The 13,907-nt window shown below is 56.9% G+C and carries 15 protein-coding genes; 9 read left to right on the top strand and 6 right to left on the bottom strand.

The window, feature by feature from the left end; all coding sequences use genetic code 11:
* Position 1 precedes the first annotated feature (1 nt).
* A complete protein-coding gene (locus tag ACQR3R_RS13625; protein ID WP_428272821.1) occupies positions 2–823 on the bottom strand; it encodes an HDOD domain-containing protein in 822 nt (273 codons plus the stop codon).
* 35 nt (positions 824–858) lie between these two features.
* A complete protein-coding gene (locus ACQR3R_RS13620; protein ID WP_428272820.1) occupies positions 859–1,800 on the bottom strand; it encodes a CAF17-like 4Fe-4S cluster assembly/insertion protein YgfZ in 942 nt (313 codons plus the stop codon).
* Positions 1,801–1,949: 149 nt separating this feature from the next.
* On the opposite strand from ACQR3R_RS13620, the gene ACQR3R_RS13615 reads away from it, so the two are divergent.
* Together ACQR3R_RS13615 and ACQR3R_RS13610 are read left to right on the top strand one after the other, a co-directional pair.
* Entirely contained in the window at positions 1,950–2,204 is a 255-nt protein-coding gene (locus ACQR3R_RS13615; protein ID WP_007944081.1) for an FAD assembly factor SdhE, read from the top strand.
* Positions 2,188–2,640 carry a protein YgfX gene (locus ACQR3R_RS13610; RefSeq protein ID WP_428272819.1) on the top strand — a complete coding sequence of 151 codons (453 nt, stop codon included), beginning with the start codon at positions 2,188–2,190 and terminating at the stop codon, positions 2,638–2,640. Before ACQR3R_RS13615 ends, ACQR3R_RS13610 begins: the two co-directional genes overlap by 17 nt.
* On the opposite strand, the gene nadB is transcribed toward ACQR3R_RS13610, so the two are convergent.
* A complete protein-coding gene (gene nadB / locus ACQR3R_RS13605; protein ID WP_428272818.1) occupies positions 2,609–4,225 on the bottom strand; it encodes an L-aspartate oxidase in 1,617 nt (538 codons plus the stop codon). The genes ACQR3R_RS13610 and nadB overlap by 32 nt on opposite strands.
* Positions 4,226–4,785: 560 nt before the next feature.
* On the opposite strand from nadB, the gene rpoE reads away from it, so the two are divergent.
* From rpoE to ACQR3R_RS13585, 4 genes are all read left to right on the top strand, one after another.
* Positions 4,786–5,367 (top strand): RNA polymerase sigma factor RpoE/AlgU, encoded by a 582-nt coding sequence (rpoE, locus tag ACQR3R_RS13600; RefSeq protein WP_003172477.1) that lies wholly within the window; start codon positions 4,786–4,788, stop codon positions 5,365–5,367.
* A gap of 30 nt (positions 5,368–5,397) precedes the next feature.
* A complete protein-coding gene (locus ACQR3R_RS13595; protein ID WP_428272817.1) occupies positions 5,398–5,985 on the top strand; it encodes an anti sigma-E factor RseA C-terminal domain-containing protein in 588 nt (195 codons plus the stop codon).
* Between the two features lie 8 nt (positions 5,986–5,993).
* Positions 5,994–6,950, top strand: coding sequence for a MucB/RseB C-terminal domain-containing protein (locus tag ACQR3R_RS13590; RefSeq protein WP_428272816.1), 957 nt, complete (start codon positions 5,994–5,996; stop codon positions 6,948–6,950).
* Between the two features lie 181 nt (positions 6,951–7,131).
* Entirely contained in the window at positions 7,132–8,556 is a 1,425-nt protein-coding gene (locus ACQR3R_RS13585) for a Do family serine endopeptidase (RefSeq protein ID WP_428272815.1), read from the top strand.
* A 67-nt stretch (positions 8,557–8,623) separates the two neighbouring features.
* Here the strand turns inward: ACQR3R_RS13585 and ACQR3R_RS13580 are convergent, their stop codons facing one another.
* Positions 8,624–10,057 carry a M48 family metalloprotease gene (locus tag ACQR3R_RS13580; protein ID WP_428272814.1) on the bottom strand — a complete coding sequence of 478 codons (1,434 nt, stop codon included), beginning with the start codon at positions 10,055–10,057 and terminating at the stop codon, positions 8,624–8,626.
* Positions 10,058–10,155: 98 nt separating this feature from the next.
* On the opposite strand from ACQR3R_RS13580, the gene ACQR3R_RS13575 reads away from it, so the two are divergent.
* Complete coding sequence (locus tag ACQR3R_RS13575) at positions 10,156–10,395, top strand: sulfurtransferase TusA family protein (protein ID WP_428272813.1); 240 nt, start codon at positions 10,156–10,158, stop codon at positions 10,393–10,395.
* 31 nt (positions 10,396–10,426) lie between these two features.
* The gene (locus ACQR3R_RS13570; protein ID WP_428272812.1) at positions 10,427–11,497 is read left to right on the top strand and encodes an AI-2E family transporter; all 1,071 of its coding nucleotides are present in this window, start codon (positions 10,427–10,429) and stop codon (positions 11,495–11,497) included.
* Between the two features lie 143 nt (positions 11,498–11,640).
* Here ACQR3R_RS13570 and ACQR3R_RS13565 read toward each other — a convergent pair whose 3' ends face one another.
* A complete protein-coding gene (locus ACQR3R_RS13565) occupies positions 11,641–12,114 on the bottom strand; it encodes a redoxin domain-containing protein (RefSeq protein WP_428272811.1) in 474 nt (157 codons plus the stop codon).
* 10 nt (positions 12,115–12,124) lie between these two features.
* On the bottom strand, positions 12,125–12,685 hold the full coding sequence (locus tag ACQR3R_RS13560; RefSeq protein ID WP_428272810.1) for an ACT domain-containing protein: 561 nt from the start codon (positions 12,683–12,685) through the stop codon (positions 12,125–12,127).
* 327 nt (positions 12,686–13,012) lie between these two features.
* Here ACQR3R_RS13560 and dapA point away from each other — a divergent pair, with 327 nt between their 5' ends.
* Complete coding sequence (gene dapA / locus ACQR3R_RS13555; protein WP_428272809.1) at positions 13,013–13,891, top strand: 4-hydroxy-tetrahydrodipicolinate synthase; 879 nt, start codon at positions 13,013–13,015, stop codon at positions 13,889–13,891.
* Positions 13,892–13,907 lie beyond the last annotated feature (16 nt).

Below are 13,907 nucleotides of genomic sequence, written 5' to 3'. Positions count from 1 at the left end.
CTCAGTAGAACATCGACCGCGATTCCTCAAGGTCCCTGCACAGCGATTCATTCTGCGGGTCGATACCCAGTTTTTTAAACGCTGGAACACTGAGCGGGTCGATCCGGGCAATAGGATGGTCCGTGCCTTTGTGGCAATACAGGCTGGCTACCTGGATCAGGTCGACATAATCGACCCGTTTCGAATCGCGTTTGAAATCCAGATACAAGCCTGGCAATTGCACCAGCATTTCTGGAAAGTCCCAAACCCTGAGCAGTTTGTCGCCGATCAGGGGATGAATCTGGTCGATCACGTGATTCAGGCTGACCGGGTCCGACAGTAGCTCATAGTGATCTTCGGCATAGGTCAGGATCGGCAGTACGCCAATTTGATGCACCAGCCCGCCAAGGGCCGCCTGATCGGGCTTGAGCTGGGTATGCCGGCGGCACAGCGCGTAGCTGACACCGGCAATTTCAAGACTCTTGCGCCAGACTTCACGCATCTTGTGTTCCACCACCTCGGAACGGGCATGGAAAATCTGCTCCATCACCAGGCCGATCGCCAGGTTACTGCTGTAGTTGACGCCTAAACGGGTGATCGCCGTGTGCAGGTCAGTGACTTCCTGAGTCGCTCGCAGCAGCGGGCTATTGACCACTTTGATCAGGCGCGCCGACAACGCGGTATCGCGGCCAATCACTTTGCTCAGGTTGCTGACACTGATTTCCGGGTCTTCGGCGGCTTTGCGAATTTGCAGGGCCACTTCCGGTAACGTCGGCAGAACCAAGTCATCGTTATCGATGGCCTCAACCAAATCCCGTCGGACCTTTTCCGCCATCTCGATCATTTCGTTTCTCTAGGGTGCTGCAAAAAGTACGGCAATCAACGCTGGATTTCGCGATCGCGATCCAGTGGGTAAGGCAGTTCGAACAGTTGCAGGGCCGGGCCATCCACTGTGCTCAGGTGGATGTCGCCTGCATCTGCAGCTTCGGCTTGCAGCACGGCCAGGAGTTCAATTTTGTTCTGTGCAGAGGCGGCAAGCACCACTTCGCCGATGGCGCTGGCGTGCGTCGGGGAAAACAGTTGCGTGCCAGGTTCGGGCAGTTCAGCAGCCTCCATTTGCAAGTGATACAAACGGCGCTTGAGTTTGCCCAGGTACTGCATCCGCGCGACGATTTCCTGGCCGGTGTAGCAGCCTTTCTTGAAACTTACACCGCCAACGGCTTGCAGGTTGAGCATCTGCGGTATGAACAGCTCGCGGGTGCCTGGCATGACCTGGCCGATCCCTGCGCGGATCTGGCCCAGCAACCACTGGTTCAGCTCGCCTTCCGGCAGTTGTGCAGCCAGTTTGGCTTTGATGACATCAGCTTGATCTGCTGGGGCCCAGAGTTCGGCGCGATCTGGCGAAACGCGGATGGCGATCAGGTCGTCACTGCGCACAACGCTATCGGTTTCTGCCGGCAGCTCGAGCCCCAGGCTGGCCAGTGCAGCATTACCCTGCTCGATGCCGAAGCGCACCCAGGCAGCACTCTCGTCGGTCAGCTTTGACTTGGAGAACACCGCGTATTTTTTCAGGTCTGCCAGTTGCGGCTCCAGCAACTCGCTGGCCATGGCCATCAGCACGCCGTCACCTTGCAGCAGAATGCGGAAGCTCGACTGCATCCGGCCTTTTTGTGTGCAGCGAGCACCGAGGCTGGCCTGAGTATCGCTCAGGTAATTAAGGTTGCAGGTCAATTGGCCCTGCAGGAATTTGCTGGCATCCGCGCCGCGTACCGCGAGAACGCCTTCGTGAGATAGGGTGCAGAAAAATGCAGAATCGGCCATGGGACATCGCAGGGTAAAAAGTCTGGCTGACATCATAAGGTGGCGCCCTTGAAATGGGTAGTTCACAAAGGGATGGCGTTGCCCGACCAAAGCCGACTGTTCGATGGGGCGCGTGGCTGTATACTTGCCGCCTATTTGAGGAGCGCTCCATGGTCGAAGATGTTGAACTGAATCGCCTCTACTGGCACAGCCGCCGCGGCATGCTTGAGCTTGACGTGTTGCTGGTACCGTTTGTTAAAGAGGTTTACCCGCACCTTAACGATGTCGACCGCGATTGCTACCGCAAACTGCTCGAGTGCGAAGATCAGGACATGTTCGGCTGGTTCATGGAACGCGCCGAATCGGAAGACCCAGAGCTTCAACGCATGGTTCGCATGATTCTGGATCGTGTCCAGCCCAAGTAATTCGTTCGAATGCCGCTGGCATGCCTCACGGCAATTGCTGGCGGTGTACCTTCTGGCGCAGTTTTTCGCGCTAGGCTCGCTGTTTCTTCTCTCCCTACCCCTCTGGGCCAATGCGCTCGGGATTTCGCTGTGCCTGATTCATGGCGCATGGGCGCTGCCACGGCAAATTCTGCTGACGCACCCGCAGGCATTCAGCGGCTTGCGTCGCGATATCGATGGCTGGCAGTTATGGAGTCAGGCAAAAGGTTGGCAAGCGGTGCAGCTTCGGCCGGATAGCCTGGCACTGCCGTTGATCGTCGTGCTGCGGTTTCGTCTGTGTGGCGAGCGCAGGACCCGTGCGGTGTGCGTGCCGCGAGACGCGCAGGCGGCGGATCTGCACCGACGCCTGCGGGTTCGTCTCAAGTTCAGTCGACGTAGGTGGGCGGCACCAGAATAGTGTCCAGCGCAACCGGCAACATGTTCGGGTAATCGAGCGTGTAGTGCAGGCCTCGACTTTCCTTGCGCTCCATGGCGCAGCGGATCATCAATTCGGCAACTTGCGCCAGGTTACGTAACTCGATCAAGTCCCGGCTGACCTTGTAGTTACTGTAGAACTCATCAATTTCGTCCAGCAACAGGCGAACGCGATGCTGAGCACGCTGCAAGCGCTTGTTGGTGCGCACGATGCCGACGTAGTCCCACATGAATCGGCGCAGCTCATCCCAGTTGTGCGCGATGATCACGTCCTCGTCGGAATCGGTGACCTGGCTCGCATCCCAGGCGGGCAGGGCAGTCGGGATCGATACCAGAGGCAACTGCCGAAGAATGTCCTCAGCGGCCGAACGTGCATACACGAAGCACTCAAGAAGCGAATTACTGGCCATGCGATTGGCACCGTGCAGGCCAGTGAAACTGGTTTCGCCGATTGCATAAAGCCCCGGCACATCGGTGTGGCCGTGCTGATCGACCATTACCCCGCCGCAGGTGTAATGCGCTGCCGGTACCACGGGTATCGGTTGTTTGGTGATATCGATGGAGAATTCGAGGCAGCGCTCATACATCGTCGGAAAGTGCGTCTTGATGAACGCTTCCGGTTTGTGGCTGATGTCCAGATAAACGCAATCGATACCCAGCCGCTTCATCTCATGGTCGATGGCGCGCGCCACGATGTCCCTCGGCGCCAGCTCGGCGCGCGGATCGAAGCGCTGCATGAAACGTTCGCCGTTGGGCAGTTTCAGGTGAGCACCTTCGCCGCGCAAAGCCTCGGTGATCAAAAAGCTCTTGGCTTGCGGGTGATAAAGGCAGGTGGGATGGAATTGATTGAATTCCAGATTCGCCACCCTGCACCCCGAGCGCCAGGCCATGGCAATGCCGTCACCGCAGGCACCGTCAGGGTTGCTGGTGTACAGGTAAACCTTGGCGGCACCGCCCGAGGCCAGAATCACGAAACGAGCGGCGTAGGTATCGACTTCCCCTGTGCCGCGATTGAGCACGTAGGCGCCCAGGCAGCGATCACCCTCTAGACCGAGACGCTTTTCAGTGATCAGGTCGACCGCAACGCGCTGCTCCAGCAATTCGATGTTGGGCCGCTGCTGCGCTTGATCGAGCAAGGTTTTGAAAATCGCTGCGCCTGTGGCATCGGCCGCGTGGATGATGCGCCGATGGCTGTGGCCGCCTTCGCGGGTCAGGTGAAATTCAAATCCGCCGTCTTCGGTGCCGGATTGTTCATCCCGGGTAAAGGGTACGCCTTGATCGATCAGCCACCGAATTGCCTCCTTGCTGTGCTCCACCGTAAACCGTACGGCGTCTTCATGGCACAGCCCGGCGCCAGCATTAAGCGTGTCGTCGACATGGGATTCAACGGTGTCGGTGTCATCAAGAACGGCCGCGACGCCACCTTGAGCCCAAAATGTCGAGCCGTTGGCGAGGCTGCCTTTGCTCAATACGGCTATGCGCAAGTGACCGGGCAAGGTCAGCGCAAGGCTTAAACCGGCAGCACCGCTGCCAATGACCAGAACATCGTGTTGAAACTGTTGGCTCATTTCAGGATTCCGCTCAATGCGACCCGGATCGGGGTAGGCGCAAGACTCCTGGGATCGGCGAGTCGAAGCAGCCACACAGCCCACTAGTATATAGAGAGGGGGAGCGGCACAATACCCGAGCCTACATGGCATTGTGAAACTACTGTGAAGGAAAAAACCGGACGCTTCGTCGGATGGATTTTTTGGTGTTTCGGCGATAAGGCGACTGTATCGTGGATTTAACAGTCCTTTTGTGCCCACGGTTGCACATTGTCGGTTTCGCGCAGCTATAAATATTTGGAACTTTTGCCAATGGCTCGAGTTCAATACACCGTTGCCCGAATCAAGGGACAGTATCGGCTTCAAGGTGGGATCTGCAGTTGGATTCTTGCCGGCGAATCCGATGACAAGATTATTCGCGCAGCCGGGTTAGCCCGCGCTGCGCTTTTCGTGCGTGCCAAATCAGAGCCCGCAGGAAACTTGCCTGGAGGGGGAGAACTTTTGCGAAAAGCCCGAGTCTATGTTTGCAAGTCTGGTCGTTTAGTTATGCAAGCCTCCTCCGAGCTTATCGAGGAGTGTTCATGCTAACCCAGGAAGAGGATCAGCAGCTGGTCGAGCGCGTTCAACGCGGCGACAAGCGAGCGTTCGATCTGCTAGTGCTGAAATACCAGCACAAAATTCTCGGGTTGATCGTGCGTTTTGTGCACGACACCCATGAAGCCCAGGATGTTGCGCAAGAAGCTTTTATCAAGGCTTACCGTGCACTTGGAAACTTTCGCGGAGACAGTGCGTTTTATACGTGGCTTTACCGCATCGCCATTAATACGGCGAAAAATTATCTGGTTTCACGCGGCCGCCGGCCGCCGGATAGCGATGTTAGTTCCGAGGATGCAGAGTTCTACGATGGCGATCATGGCCTCAAGGATCTCGAGTCGCCAGAACGCGCGTTGCTGCGGGATGAGATCGAAGGCACCGTCCATCGAACCATTCAGCAACTTCCAGAAGATTTGCGTACGGCTTTAACTTTACGTGAATTTGATGGTCTGAGTTACGAGGACATTGCCAGTGTTATGCAATGTCCGGTGGGTACCGTGCGCTCCCGGATTTTCCGCGCTCGGGAAGCCATCGACAAAGCCCTGCAGCCGTTGTTGCAGGAAAACTGAGACAGCGGCGATAGCCAAGAGAGGAACGCCATGAGTCGTGAAGCCCTGCAGGAATCGCTGTCCGCAGTGATGGATAACGAAGCGGACGAATTGGAATTGCGTCGGGTATTAAATGCCTTTGACGATGTCGAAACCCGTGAAACCTGGGCTCGTTATCAAATCGCTCGGGCAGTCATGCACAAAGATCTGCTGCTTCCTCGTTTGGATATTGCAGCAGCAGTTTCGGCAGCCTTGGCTGACGAAGCGGTGCCGGCCAAAGCATCTCGTGGTCCTTGGCGTAGCCTGGGTCGCCTCGCAGTTGCAGCCTCGGTTACCGTAGCCGTACTGGCGGGTGTTCGTCTTTACAATCAGGACGAAATCGCCGGTGTTGAGTTGGCTCAGCAGTCGAACCAGCCTGTTTTGGCTGTGCCACAGGTGAAAGGTCCGGCCGTATTGGCAGGCTACAATGAGAGTTCGGAAGCCACAGGCCCTATGGCCAATGGCGTACTGCAAGGTCAGCCGGGCTGGCACGATCAGCGTCTGCCAAGCTACTTGCGCCAACATGCTCAACAAGCTGCACTGAAAGGTACTGAAAGCGCTCTGCCTTACGCACGTGCAGCAAGCCTGGAAAACCGTTAAGGAGGATCATGCGCGCCATACCTCTACTTACGCTTCTGCTCGGTGGCTGGTTTGTTGTTCCAGCCCACGCCGATGAAGCCCAGGACTGGTTGACCCGCCTGGGCCAAGCCGAGCAACAGCAAAGCTTCTACGGTACTTTTGTCTACGAGCGTAACGGTAGTTTTTCTACCCACAACATCTGGCATCGCGTCCAGGATGGCAAGGTCCGCGAGCGTTTGCTTCAGCTCGACGGCTCGGCTCAGGAAGTCGTGCGCATTGATGGGCATACTCAATGCGTTAGCGGCACCCTGATTGCAGGACTTGGGGATTCCCCAAATTCCGCCGCCCGTGCACTCGATCCACAAAAGCTAAAGAATTGGTACGATCTTGCCGTTATTGGCAAGTCGCGCGTTGCCGGGCGTGCTGCAGTGATTGTTTCACTCACGCCCCGCGATCAACATCGTTATGGTTTTGAACTGCACCTGGATAAAGAAACCGGCCTGCCGCTTAAGTCATTGCTGCTAAATGACAAGGGACAGTTGTTGGAGCGGTTCCAGTTTACGCAACTCGATACCACCGACGTGCCATCTGACAAAGACCTGCAGCCCGGCAGCGATTGCAAGGCTGTAACGCTCGACAGTGACAAGGCCTCGGCTGCCAAAGTTACGCAAGCGTGGCATTCGGACTGGCTGCCGCCGGGTTTCGAGCTCACCAGCAGCACCGCCCGTAAAGATCCCGAGACCAAAACCCAGGTTAACAGCCTTATGTACGACGATGGCTTGGCCCGTTTTTCGGTTTTTCTCGAGCCTTTGAACGGTGCTACGGTGACCGATACTCGTACCCAGCTTGGGCCTACTGTTGCGGTTTCCCGTCGTTTGACTACCCCTCAGGGTGAAGTTATGGTGACTGTAGTGGGCGAAATTCCGATTGGTACCGCCGAACGGATTGCGCTTTCAATGCGCACCGACGCCACTGCGTCCAAGTAGTGAGCTGATATCGAAATGTTTGGTGAGCATTTCAGTTTGCAAATATCCCAAAAATTTTTTATAGGTCAGAGCCCCTCGGCTCTGGCCTTGTTTGTTGTTCCCGGAACAAAAATACCGGCGTATTGTTCCCGGTGTTCCTTGGTCCATATCGCTTAACCATGCTCGTCGTAACGGGAGCCGTATGTCGATACCACGCTTGAAGTCTTATCTCTCCATTTTTGCCACCGTGCTGGTGCTCGGTCAGGCGGTCGCTGTACAAGCGGCTGAATTACCTGACTTCACGCAACTGGTCGAACAGGCCTCGCCGGCCGTGGTGAACATCAGTACTACACAAAAACTTCCGGACCGCAAAGTGTCCAGCCAGATGCCCGACCTTGAAGGTTTGCCGCCTGCACTTCGCGAATTTTTCGAACGTGGCATGCCGCCAGGGCAGCGATCACCGCGCGGTGACCGCCAGCAAGCCCAGTCGTTGGGCTCGGGGTTTATCATCTCGCCTGATGGCTACATCCTGACCAACAACCATGTGATCGCCGACGCCGACGAAATTCTGGTTCGCCTCGCCGATCGCAGTGAATTGAAAGCCAAGCTGATCGGCACCGACCCGCGCTCCGACGTGGCGCTGCTGAAGATCGAAGGCAAGGACCTGCCAGTATTGAAGCTGGGCAAATCCCAGGACTTGAAAGCGGGCCAATGGGTTGTCGCCATCGGCTCGCCATTTGGCTTTGATCACACGGTGACCCAAGGCATCGTCAGCGCCATCGGTCGCAGCCTGCCAAATGAAAACTACGTGCCATTCATCCAGACCGACGTGCCAATCAACCCGGGTAACTCCGGTGGTCCGCTGTTTAACCTGGCGGGCGAAGTCGTGGGTATCAACTCGCAGATCTACACCCGCTCCGGTGGCTTCATGGGCGTGTCGTTTGCGATCCCGATCGATGTGGCCATGGACGTTTCCAATCAGCTGAAAAGCGGCGGTAAAGTAAGTCGCGGCTGGCTGGGTGTGGTCATTCAGGAAGTGAACAAGGATCTGGCCGAGTCGTTTGGTCTGGAAAAACCGGCCGGTGCGCTGGTTGCCCAGATCCAGGACGATGGCCCGGCTGCCAAGGGTGGCCTGCAAGTGGGCGACGTGATCCTGAGCATGAACGGTCAGCCGATCATCATGTCCGCGGATTTGCCGCATCTGGTCGGCGCACTGAAAGAGGGTGCGAAAGCCAATCTTGAAGTGATTCGCGACGGCAAGCGCAAGAATGTCGAGTTGACTGTTGGCGCCATTCCTGACGAAGGCAAAGAGCTGGATGCATCGCCTAAATCGGGTGTTGAAACCAGCAGCAATCGTCTGGGCGTTGCCGTTACCGACCTGACCGCAGAGCAGAAGAAAACCCTGGACCTCAAGGGTGGTGTGGTTATCAAGGAAGTGCAGGACGGTCCTGCTTCATTGATCGGCTTGCAGCCAAATGATGTGATCACTCACCTCAATAACCAAGCCATTGGCGACCGCAAGGAATTTGCTGAAATAGCCAAGGCGTTGCCGAAGAACCGTTCGGTGTCGATGCGGGTTCTGCGTCAGGGGCGCGCGAGCTTCATCACCTTCAAACTGGCTGAATAAACCGGTTGTTGGCTGAATAAAAAACCGCCTCGAAAGAGGCGGTTTTTTTGTGCCTGGCAGAAAAGCTTCAGCCCATCATGTCCTTGACCATGCGCTCCTGGTCCATCAACTCACGTTGCCGTGCATCGATACGTGACGACAGCGGGAAGTTGCCGCTTGCTTTACGTTTGGCAAAATCCAGTTGCTGAATGGCCTGACGGTAGTCGCCAATCAGCGCGAAGTACTCCGCCCGTGCCTGATGCAGGCCAATGATGTTGCCGGACAGTCCGCGAGTCTCTGCCACCATGTACCACACGTCTGGATCGTCCGGACGACTTTTGAGCAGGTTTTCCAAGGCCTTCTCGGCATCGGCCGCACGGTTTTGCTTGAGCAGCAAATCCACGCGCACCTGATTCAGCGGGTAATTGCCAGGATACTGGGTCAGCATCCGATCCACGCGTGTCTGGGCATCTGGCAGACGATTATTGGTAATGTCCAGGTCGACCTGGGCAAGGTTGTAAATGATTTCATTCGGCGACTTGGCCAACAGTAACTTGAGGTTCTCACGCGCCTCATTTAGCTGGCCGCCCTTGATCTGGGCAATGGCCAAGCCGTAGCGGGCAACGTCGTTTTTCGGGTTCTCATCCAGCTGTGCGCGAAAACGTTTGGCGCCCAGGCCCGGAGTTTCTTCGTAGATCAATTGCACGCGGGCGCGAATCAGTTGATAGCGCATGGTGTCTTCGATGCCGCCCGGTTTGGCCTGTTCTGCACGGTTGCGGGTGTCGGCGATACGCGATTCGGTGACCGGGTGAGTCAGCAGGAACTCTGGAGGCTTGGCGTCAAATCGGTATTGGCGCATCAACCGCTCGAACATCGTTGGCATCGAGCGTGGGTCGTATCCGGCCTTTTCCAGGTTGAGAATACCAATGCGGTCAGCTTCTTCTTCGTTTTGGCGCGAGAAGCGTCGTTGTTCCTGAATCGCCGCTGCTTGAGTACCAGCAATGGCTGCGATCCCTGCATCACCGCCACCGGCCGCTGCAATCACGATACCGGCCAGCAGAGCGGCCATCATCGGTACTTGCATGCGTTGTTGAGCTTCGACACCTCGGGCGAAGTGGCGTTGTGACAAGTGAGCCAGTTCGTGAGCCAGTACCGAGGCGTATTCGCCTTCGGTCTGAGCGTTGAGAAACAAGCCACCATTGACCCCGACAATCCCGCCCGGCGCTGCGAAGGCGTTGAGCTGCGGGCTGTTGATCAGGATGAACTCAAGTCGCCGGTCGTTGACCTGGCTGGTTTCCACCAATTTATAAACACTGGTTTCCACGTAGTCCTTTAACTGCGGATCATTAAGCTGCGAGACCTGACTGCGCAACAGCGCGAGCCACGCACGGCCCAACTGGTATTCCTGCTGCGGCGAGACGATGGCAGAACTGGCGTCGCCGAGTGACGGCAAGTCGTCAGCGAAGCCTGGTGAGGCGAGCAGGCAAGCGAGCGTCAGCAGGGTAGGGCGCAAAAAAGTCATGCACAAAGCCTTAGTCGACAAAGACCTTACTGTAGCCGGACACTTCGCTTCGGACCAGATATTCTAAGCCACTCGATTGCATGATCCGGAGTGAAGCAATGACCAACGCTGTAGAACATGACTTCGAACTGGACGCTACTGGTCTGAGCTGCCCGCTGCCACTGCTCAAAGCCAAACTCAAACTCAACGACATGACCAGCGGCAACGTGCTCAAGGTGATTGCCACAGACGCGGGCTCTCAGCGTGACTTTCGCACCTTTGCCCGGTTGGCCGGTCATACGCTGCTGCTTGAAGAAGATGAGGCGGGCGTTTACCGCTACTGGCTGAAAAAAGCCTGAAACCTGCTGCGTTTGTTTTTAAGGATTATTGATGTTCAAGGTGTTACGCGACTGGATTCAGCGCTACTTCTCCGATGAAGAAGCCGTGGTGCTGGCGGTGCTGTTGTTTCTGGCATTTACCGCGGTACTGACACTGGGCGGCATGCTGGCACCGGTTCTGGCCGGGATGGTGCTGGCGTATCTCATGCAAGGCCTGGTGGTCACCCTAGAGCGCCTGCGGGTGCCTGGCGGGGTTGCGGTGGGGTTGGTGTTCGCCTTGTTCATGGGCGTTTTGCTGGTGTTCATGGTCGTGGTCGTGCCGTTGCTTTGGCATCAGTTGATCACGTTGTTCAATGAGTTGCCCGGCATGCTTGCCAAGTGGCAATCGCTGCTGCTCTTACTGCCCGAGCGTTACCCGCATCTGGTGTCCGATGAGCAGGTGCTGCAGGCCATCGAAGTGGCGCGAGGCGAGATTGGCAAGTTCGGCCAGTGGGCACTGACTTTTTCGTTATCGAGTTTGCCACTGCTGGTCAACATCATGATCTATCTGGTGTTGGTGCCGATCCTGGTGTTCTTCTTTCTCAAGGACCGCGAAATGATCGGGCAGTGGGTGCGCGGTTACCTGCCCCGTGAGCGCGCGCTGATTACGCGAGTGGCGCAGGAAATGAACCGCCAGATTGCCAATTACATTCGCGGCAAGGTTATCGAAATCTTCATTTGTGGCGGCGTGACCTACATTGCCTTCGTCGCCCTGGGGCTTAACTACGCAGCATTGTTGGCGTTGTTGGTGGGCGTTTCGGTGGTGGTGCCGTATGTCGGAGCGGTGGTGGTGACCGTTCCCGTGCTCTTGATTGCACTGTTCCAGTGGGGCTGGAGCGATCAGTTCATTTACCTGATGGCGGTTTACGGGATCATTCAGACGCTGGATGGCAACGTGCTGGTGCCGTTGCTGTTCTCGGAGGCGGTGAACCTGCACCCGGTGGCAATTATCTGCGCGGTGTTGTTGTTTGGCGGGTTATGGGGCTTTTGGGGCGTGTTCTTTGCGATTCCGCTGGCGACCCTGTTCAAGGCTGTACTGGATGCCTGGCCGCGTAAAGAACCGGTGGTGGCGCCACTGCTCTAATCTGTCAGTCGTGATGCTTCAGTGAGGCTGAAAGCTTCATCGAGAGCAGGCCCGCTCCCACATTGACCGTATCAGACAAGCCGACTCGGTCAACGGTGGGAGCGAGCCTGCTCGCGGTAGCGTCCAGACAGGCACCGAAGAAATCAGCCCTTGTTCAGTGCCTGAGCCGCCGCCAGCACAGCATCCACATGCCCTGGCACTTTCACGCCACGCCATTCCTGACGCAGCACGCCGTCCTTGTCGATCAGGAACGTACTGCGATCAACACCCATGTATTCCTTGCCATACAGTTTTTTCAGCTTGATCACATCAAACAGTTGGCAAAGCGCTTCTTCCTTGTCGCTGATCAGTTCGAAGTTGAATGCTTGCTTGGCCTTGAAGTTCTCATGGGATTTAAGGCTGTCGCGCGATACACCAAAAACTTCAGTGTTCGCGGCCTGGAAGGCTTCCAGCTGATCGCGAAAACCCTGGCCCTGAGTGGTACAGCCCGGCGTGCTGTCCTTGGGATAGAAGTAGATCACCACTTGCTTGCCTTTAAGGGCCGAGAGGCTGACGGTCTGCCCGCTGGTGGCGGGTGCTTCGAAATCGGCAACCGGTTGGTCGATAGCAACGGCCATGAAAGCTTCCTTACATTGGGTTCTGTGGGCGCCACGGCTCGATCAGGGCATCCAGGTTCAACGCATCGGCGAAGTCCAGGAACTGATCGCGCAACCAGCTGATTTGTACGCCAGCCGGCAAGGTCACGGTAAACGTGGCATTGAGCATGGTGCCGCCGGTTTGCGGAGCCTGATAAGTGTCGCAGGTCAGGTTTTCCAGCTCGACGTTGTGGTCCATGAAAAACTGGCACAGCTCATTGATGATGTCCGAACGGTAAGCCGAGCTGACATAAGCAACATAAGGCAAAGCCTGAGGACGATTTTCCAGGGCTGCACTGCGCACGACATTAACCGTGAACGCGTGTTTTTTGGCGAGGCCAGGCAGGCTGCCTTCAAGGCGAGCCAGGGCGTCCCAGCTACCGGAGATCTCCAGGATCAACGCACTGCACTCGCCATGACGCGTCAAGCGAGAGGTGACCACGGCGCAGCGGTTGTCATGGCTGGCACGGCACAGGACGTTAGTCAGCTCCATGGGGTTGGCGCCGAGGGCACTGATAACAAGGAATTGTTCGCGAACTGTGGGGGTGGACATGCAGCATTCCTAAAGCGATGAGCGGTCGATACTTCTACGGGCTTTTTTTACCGGGGGCGAGCCTGCGGATGCGAATTCAGAAAACCCGGCCGAAGGTTGCAACGTGCTCCATCAAGGCTGGAGCGAGGGGCGGCAACGCTGGATCGGGGCTTGTGATGCCGAAAAAGGAGGCTGGAACCCGGCGTACGAGCGTGTCCGTACCGATCAAAGTCTGAAGGGTAGCGAAAAGCAGCGCCAAGGGGAATGGCGGCAGCGCAGTACTTCGCTTGTACAAGCATCTTGGCGCCAGTACCATTACCGCTCTCTTTTTCCGGCAGGAGCGGTTGCATGATTGCGGGCAGTATGGTGGCACTGGTCACACCCATGGATGCACAGGGTCGTCTCGACTGGGACAGCCTGAGCAAACTGGTGGACTTTCACCTGCAAAACGGCACCCACGCCATCGTGGCGGTCGGTACTACAGGTGAATCGGCCACTCTGGACGTCAACGAGCACATTGAAGTGATTCGTTACGTGGTCAAGCAAGTTGCAGGGCGCATTCCGGTGATCGCCGGTACCGGCGCCAACTCGACTCGCGAGGCCATCGAGCTGACTACCAATGCGAAGACTGCCGGCGCCGATGCCTGCTTGCTGGTCACGCCTTACTACAACAAGCCGACCCAGGAAGGTTTGTATCAGCACTTCAAGGCCATTGCCGAAGCTGTCGATATCCCGCAGATCCTCTATAACGTGCCTGGCCGTACAGCGTGCGACATGCTGGCCGATACCGTTATCCGCCTGTCGACCGTAAAAAACATCATCGGTATCAAGGAAGCCACCGGCGACCTGAGCCGTGCCAAAGCGATCATCGACGGTGTCAGCGATGATTTCCTGGTGATCTCCGGCGACGACGCCACCGCAGTCGAGCTGATCCTGCTTGGCGGCAAGGGCAACATCTCGGTTACCGCCAACGTGGCCCCGCGTGACATGAGCGACCTGTGCAACGCCGCTCTCAAGGGTGACGCCGCGACTGCCCGCGCGATCCACGAAAAGCTCATGCCGCTCAATAAAACCCTGTTTATCGAATCCAACCCTATCCCCGTGAAATGGGCGCTGCATGAAATGGGCTTGATGCCGGACGGTATCCGTCTGCCGCTCACCTGGCTCAGCACTGCCTGTCACGAACCGCTGCGGCAGGCCATGCGCCAGTCCGGCGTCCTGGTTTAATTGAGGAAGCATTACG

Origin of the sequence: Gordonia sp. IEGM753 (genome assembly GCF_050321825.1) — a bacterium.
Lineage (GTDB): Bacteria > Pseudomonadota > Gammaproteobacteria > Pseudomonadales > Pseudomonadaceae > Aquipseudomonas.
The sequence above is the reverse complement of the archived record's forward strand: the minus strand, read 5'-3'. Positions and strand labels throughout refer to the sequence as shown.

What these genes read in the sequence shown, in the direction of transcription:
- ACQR3R_RS13615 (WP_007944081.1), top strand. Translation starts at nt 1,950, where the DNA reads ATGGTCGAAGATGTTGAACTGAATCGCCTCTACTGGCACAGCCGCCGC.
- ACQR3R_RS13595 (WP_428272817.1), top strand. Translation starts at nt 5,398, where the DNA reads ATGAGTCGTGAAGCCCTGCAGGAATCGCTGTCCGCAGTGATGGATAAC.
- rpoE (WP_003172477.1), top strand. Translation starts at nt 4,786, where the DNA reads ATGCTAACCCAGGAAGAGGATCAGCAGCTGGTCGAGCGCGTTCAACGC.
- ACQR3R_RS13575 (WP_428272813.1), top strand. Translation starts at nt 10,156, where the DNA reads ATGACCAACGCTGTAGAACATGACTTCGAACTGGACGCTACTGGTCTG.
- ACQR3R_RS13560 (WP_428272810.1), bottom strand. Translation starts at nt 12,685, where the DNA reads ATGTCCACCCCCACAGTTCGCGAACAATTCCTTGTTATCAGTGCCCTC.
- ACQR3R_RS13570 (WP_428272812.1), top strand. Translation starts at nt 10,427, where the DNA reads ATGTTCAAGGTGTTACGCGACTGGATTCAGCGCTACTTCTCCGATGAA.
- ACQR3R_RS13590 (WP_428272816.1), top strand. Translation starts at nt 5,994, where the DNA reads ATGCGCGCCATACCTCTACTTACGCTTCTGCTCGGTGGCTGGTTTGTT.
- ACQR3R_RS13565 (WP_428272811.1), bottom strand. Translation starts at nt 12,114, where the DNA reads ATGGCCGTTGCTATCGACCAACCGGTTGCCGATTTCGAAGCACCCGCC.
- ACQR3R_RS13625 (WP_428272821.1), bottom strand. Translation starts at nt 823, where the DNA reads ATGATCGAGATGGCGGAAAAGGTCCGACGGGATTTGGTTGAGGCCATC.
- ACQR3R_RS13585 (WP_428272815.1), top strand. Translation starts at nt 7,132, where the DNA reads ATGTCGATACCACGCTTGAAGTCTTATCTCTCCATTTTTGCCACCGTG.
- nadB (WP_428272818.1), bottom strand. Translation starts at nt 4,225, where the DNA reads ATGAGCCAACAGTTTCAACACGATGTTCTGGTCATTGGCAGCGGTGCT.
- ACQR3R_RS13580 (WP_428272814.1), bottom strand. Translation starts at nt 10,057, where the DNA reads ATGACTTTTTTGCGCCCTACCCTGCTGACGCTCGCTTGCCTGCTCGCC.
- ACQR3R_RS13620 (WP_428272820.1), bottom strand. Translation starts at nt 1,800, where the DNA reads ATGGCCGATTCTGCATTTTTCTGCACCCTATCTCACGAAGGCGTTCTC.
- dapA (WP_428272809.1), top strand. Translation starts at nt 13,013, where the DNA reads ATGATTGCGGGCAGTATGGTGGCACTGGTCACACCCATGGATGCACAG.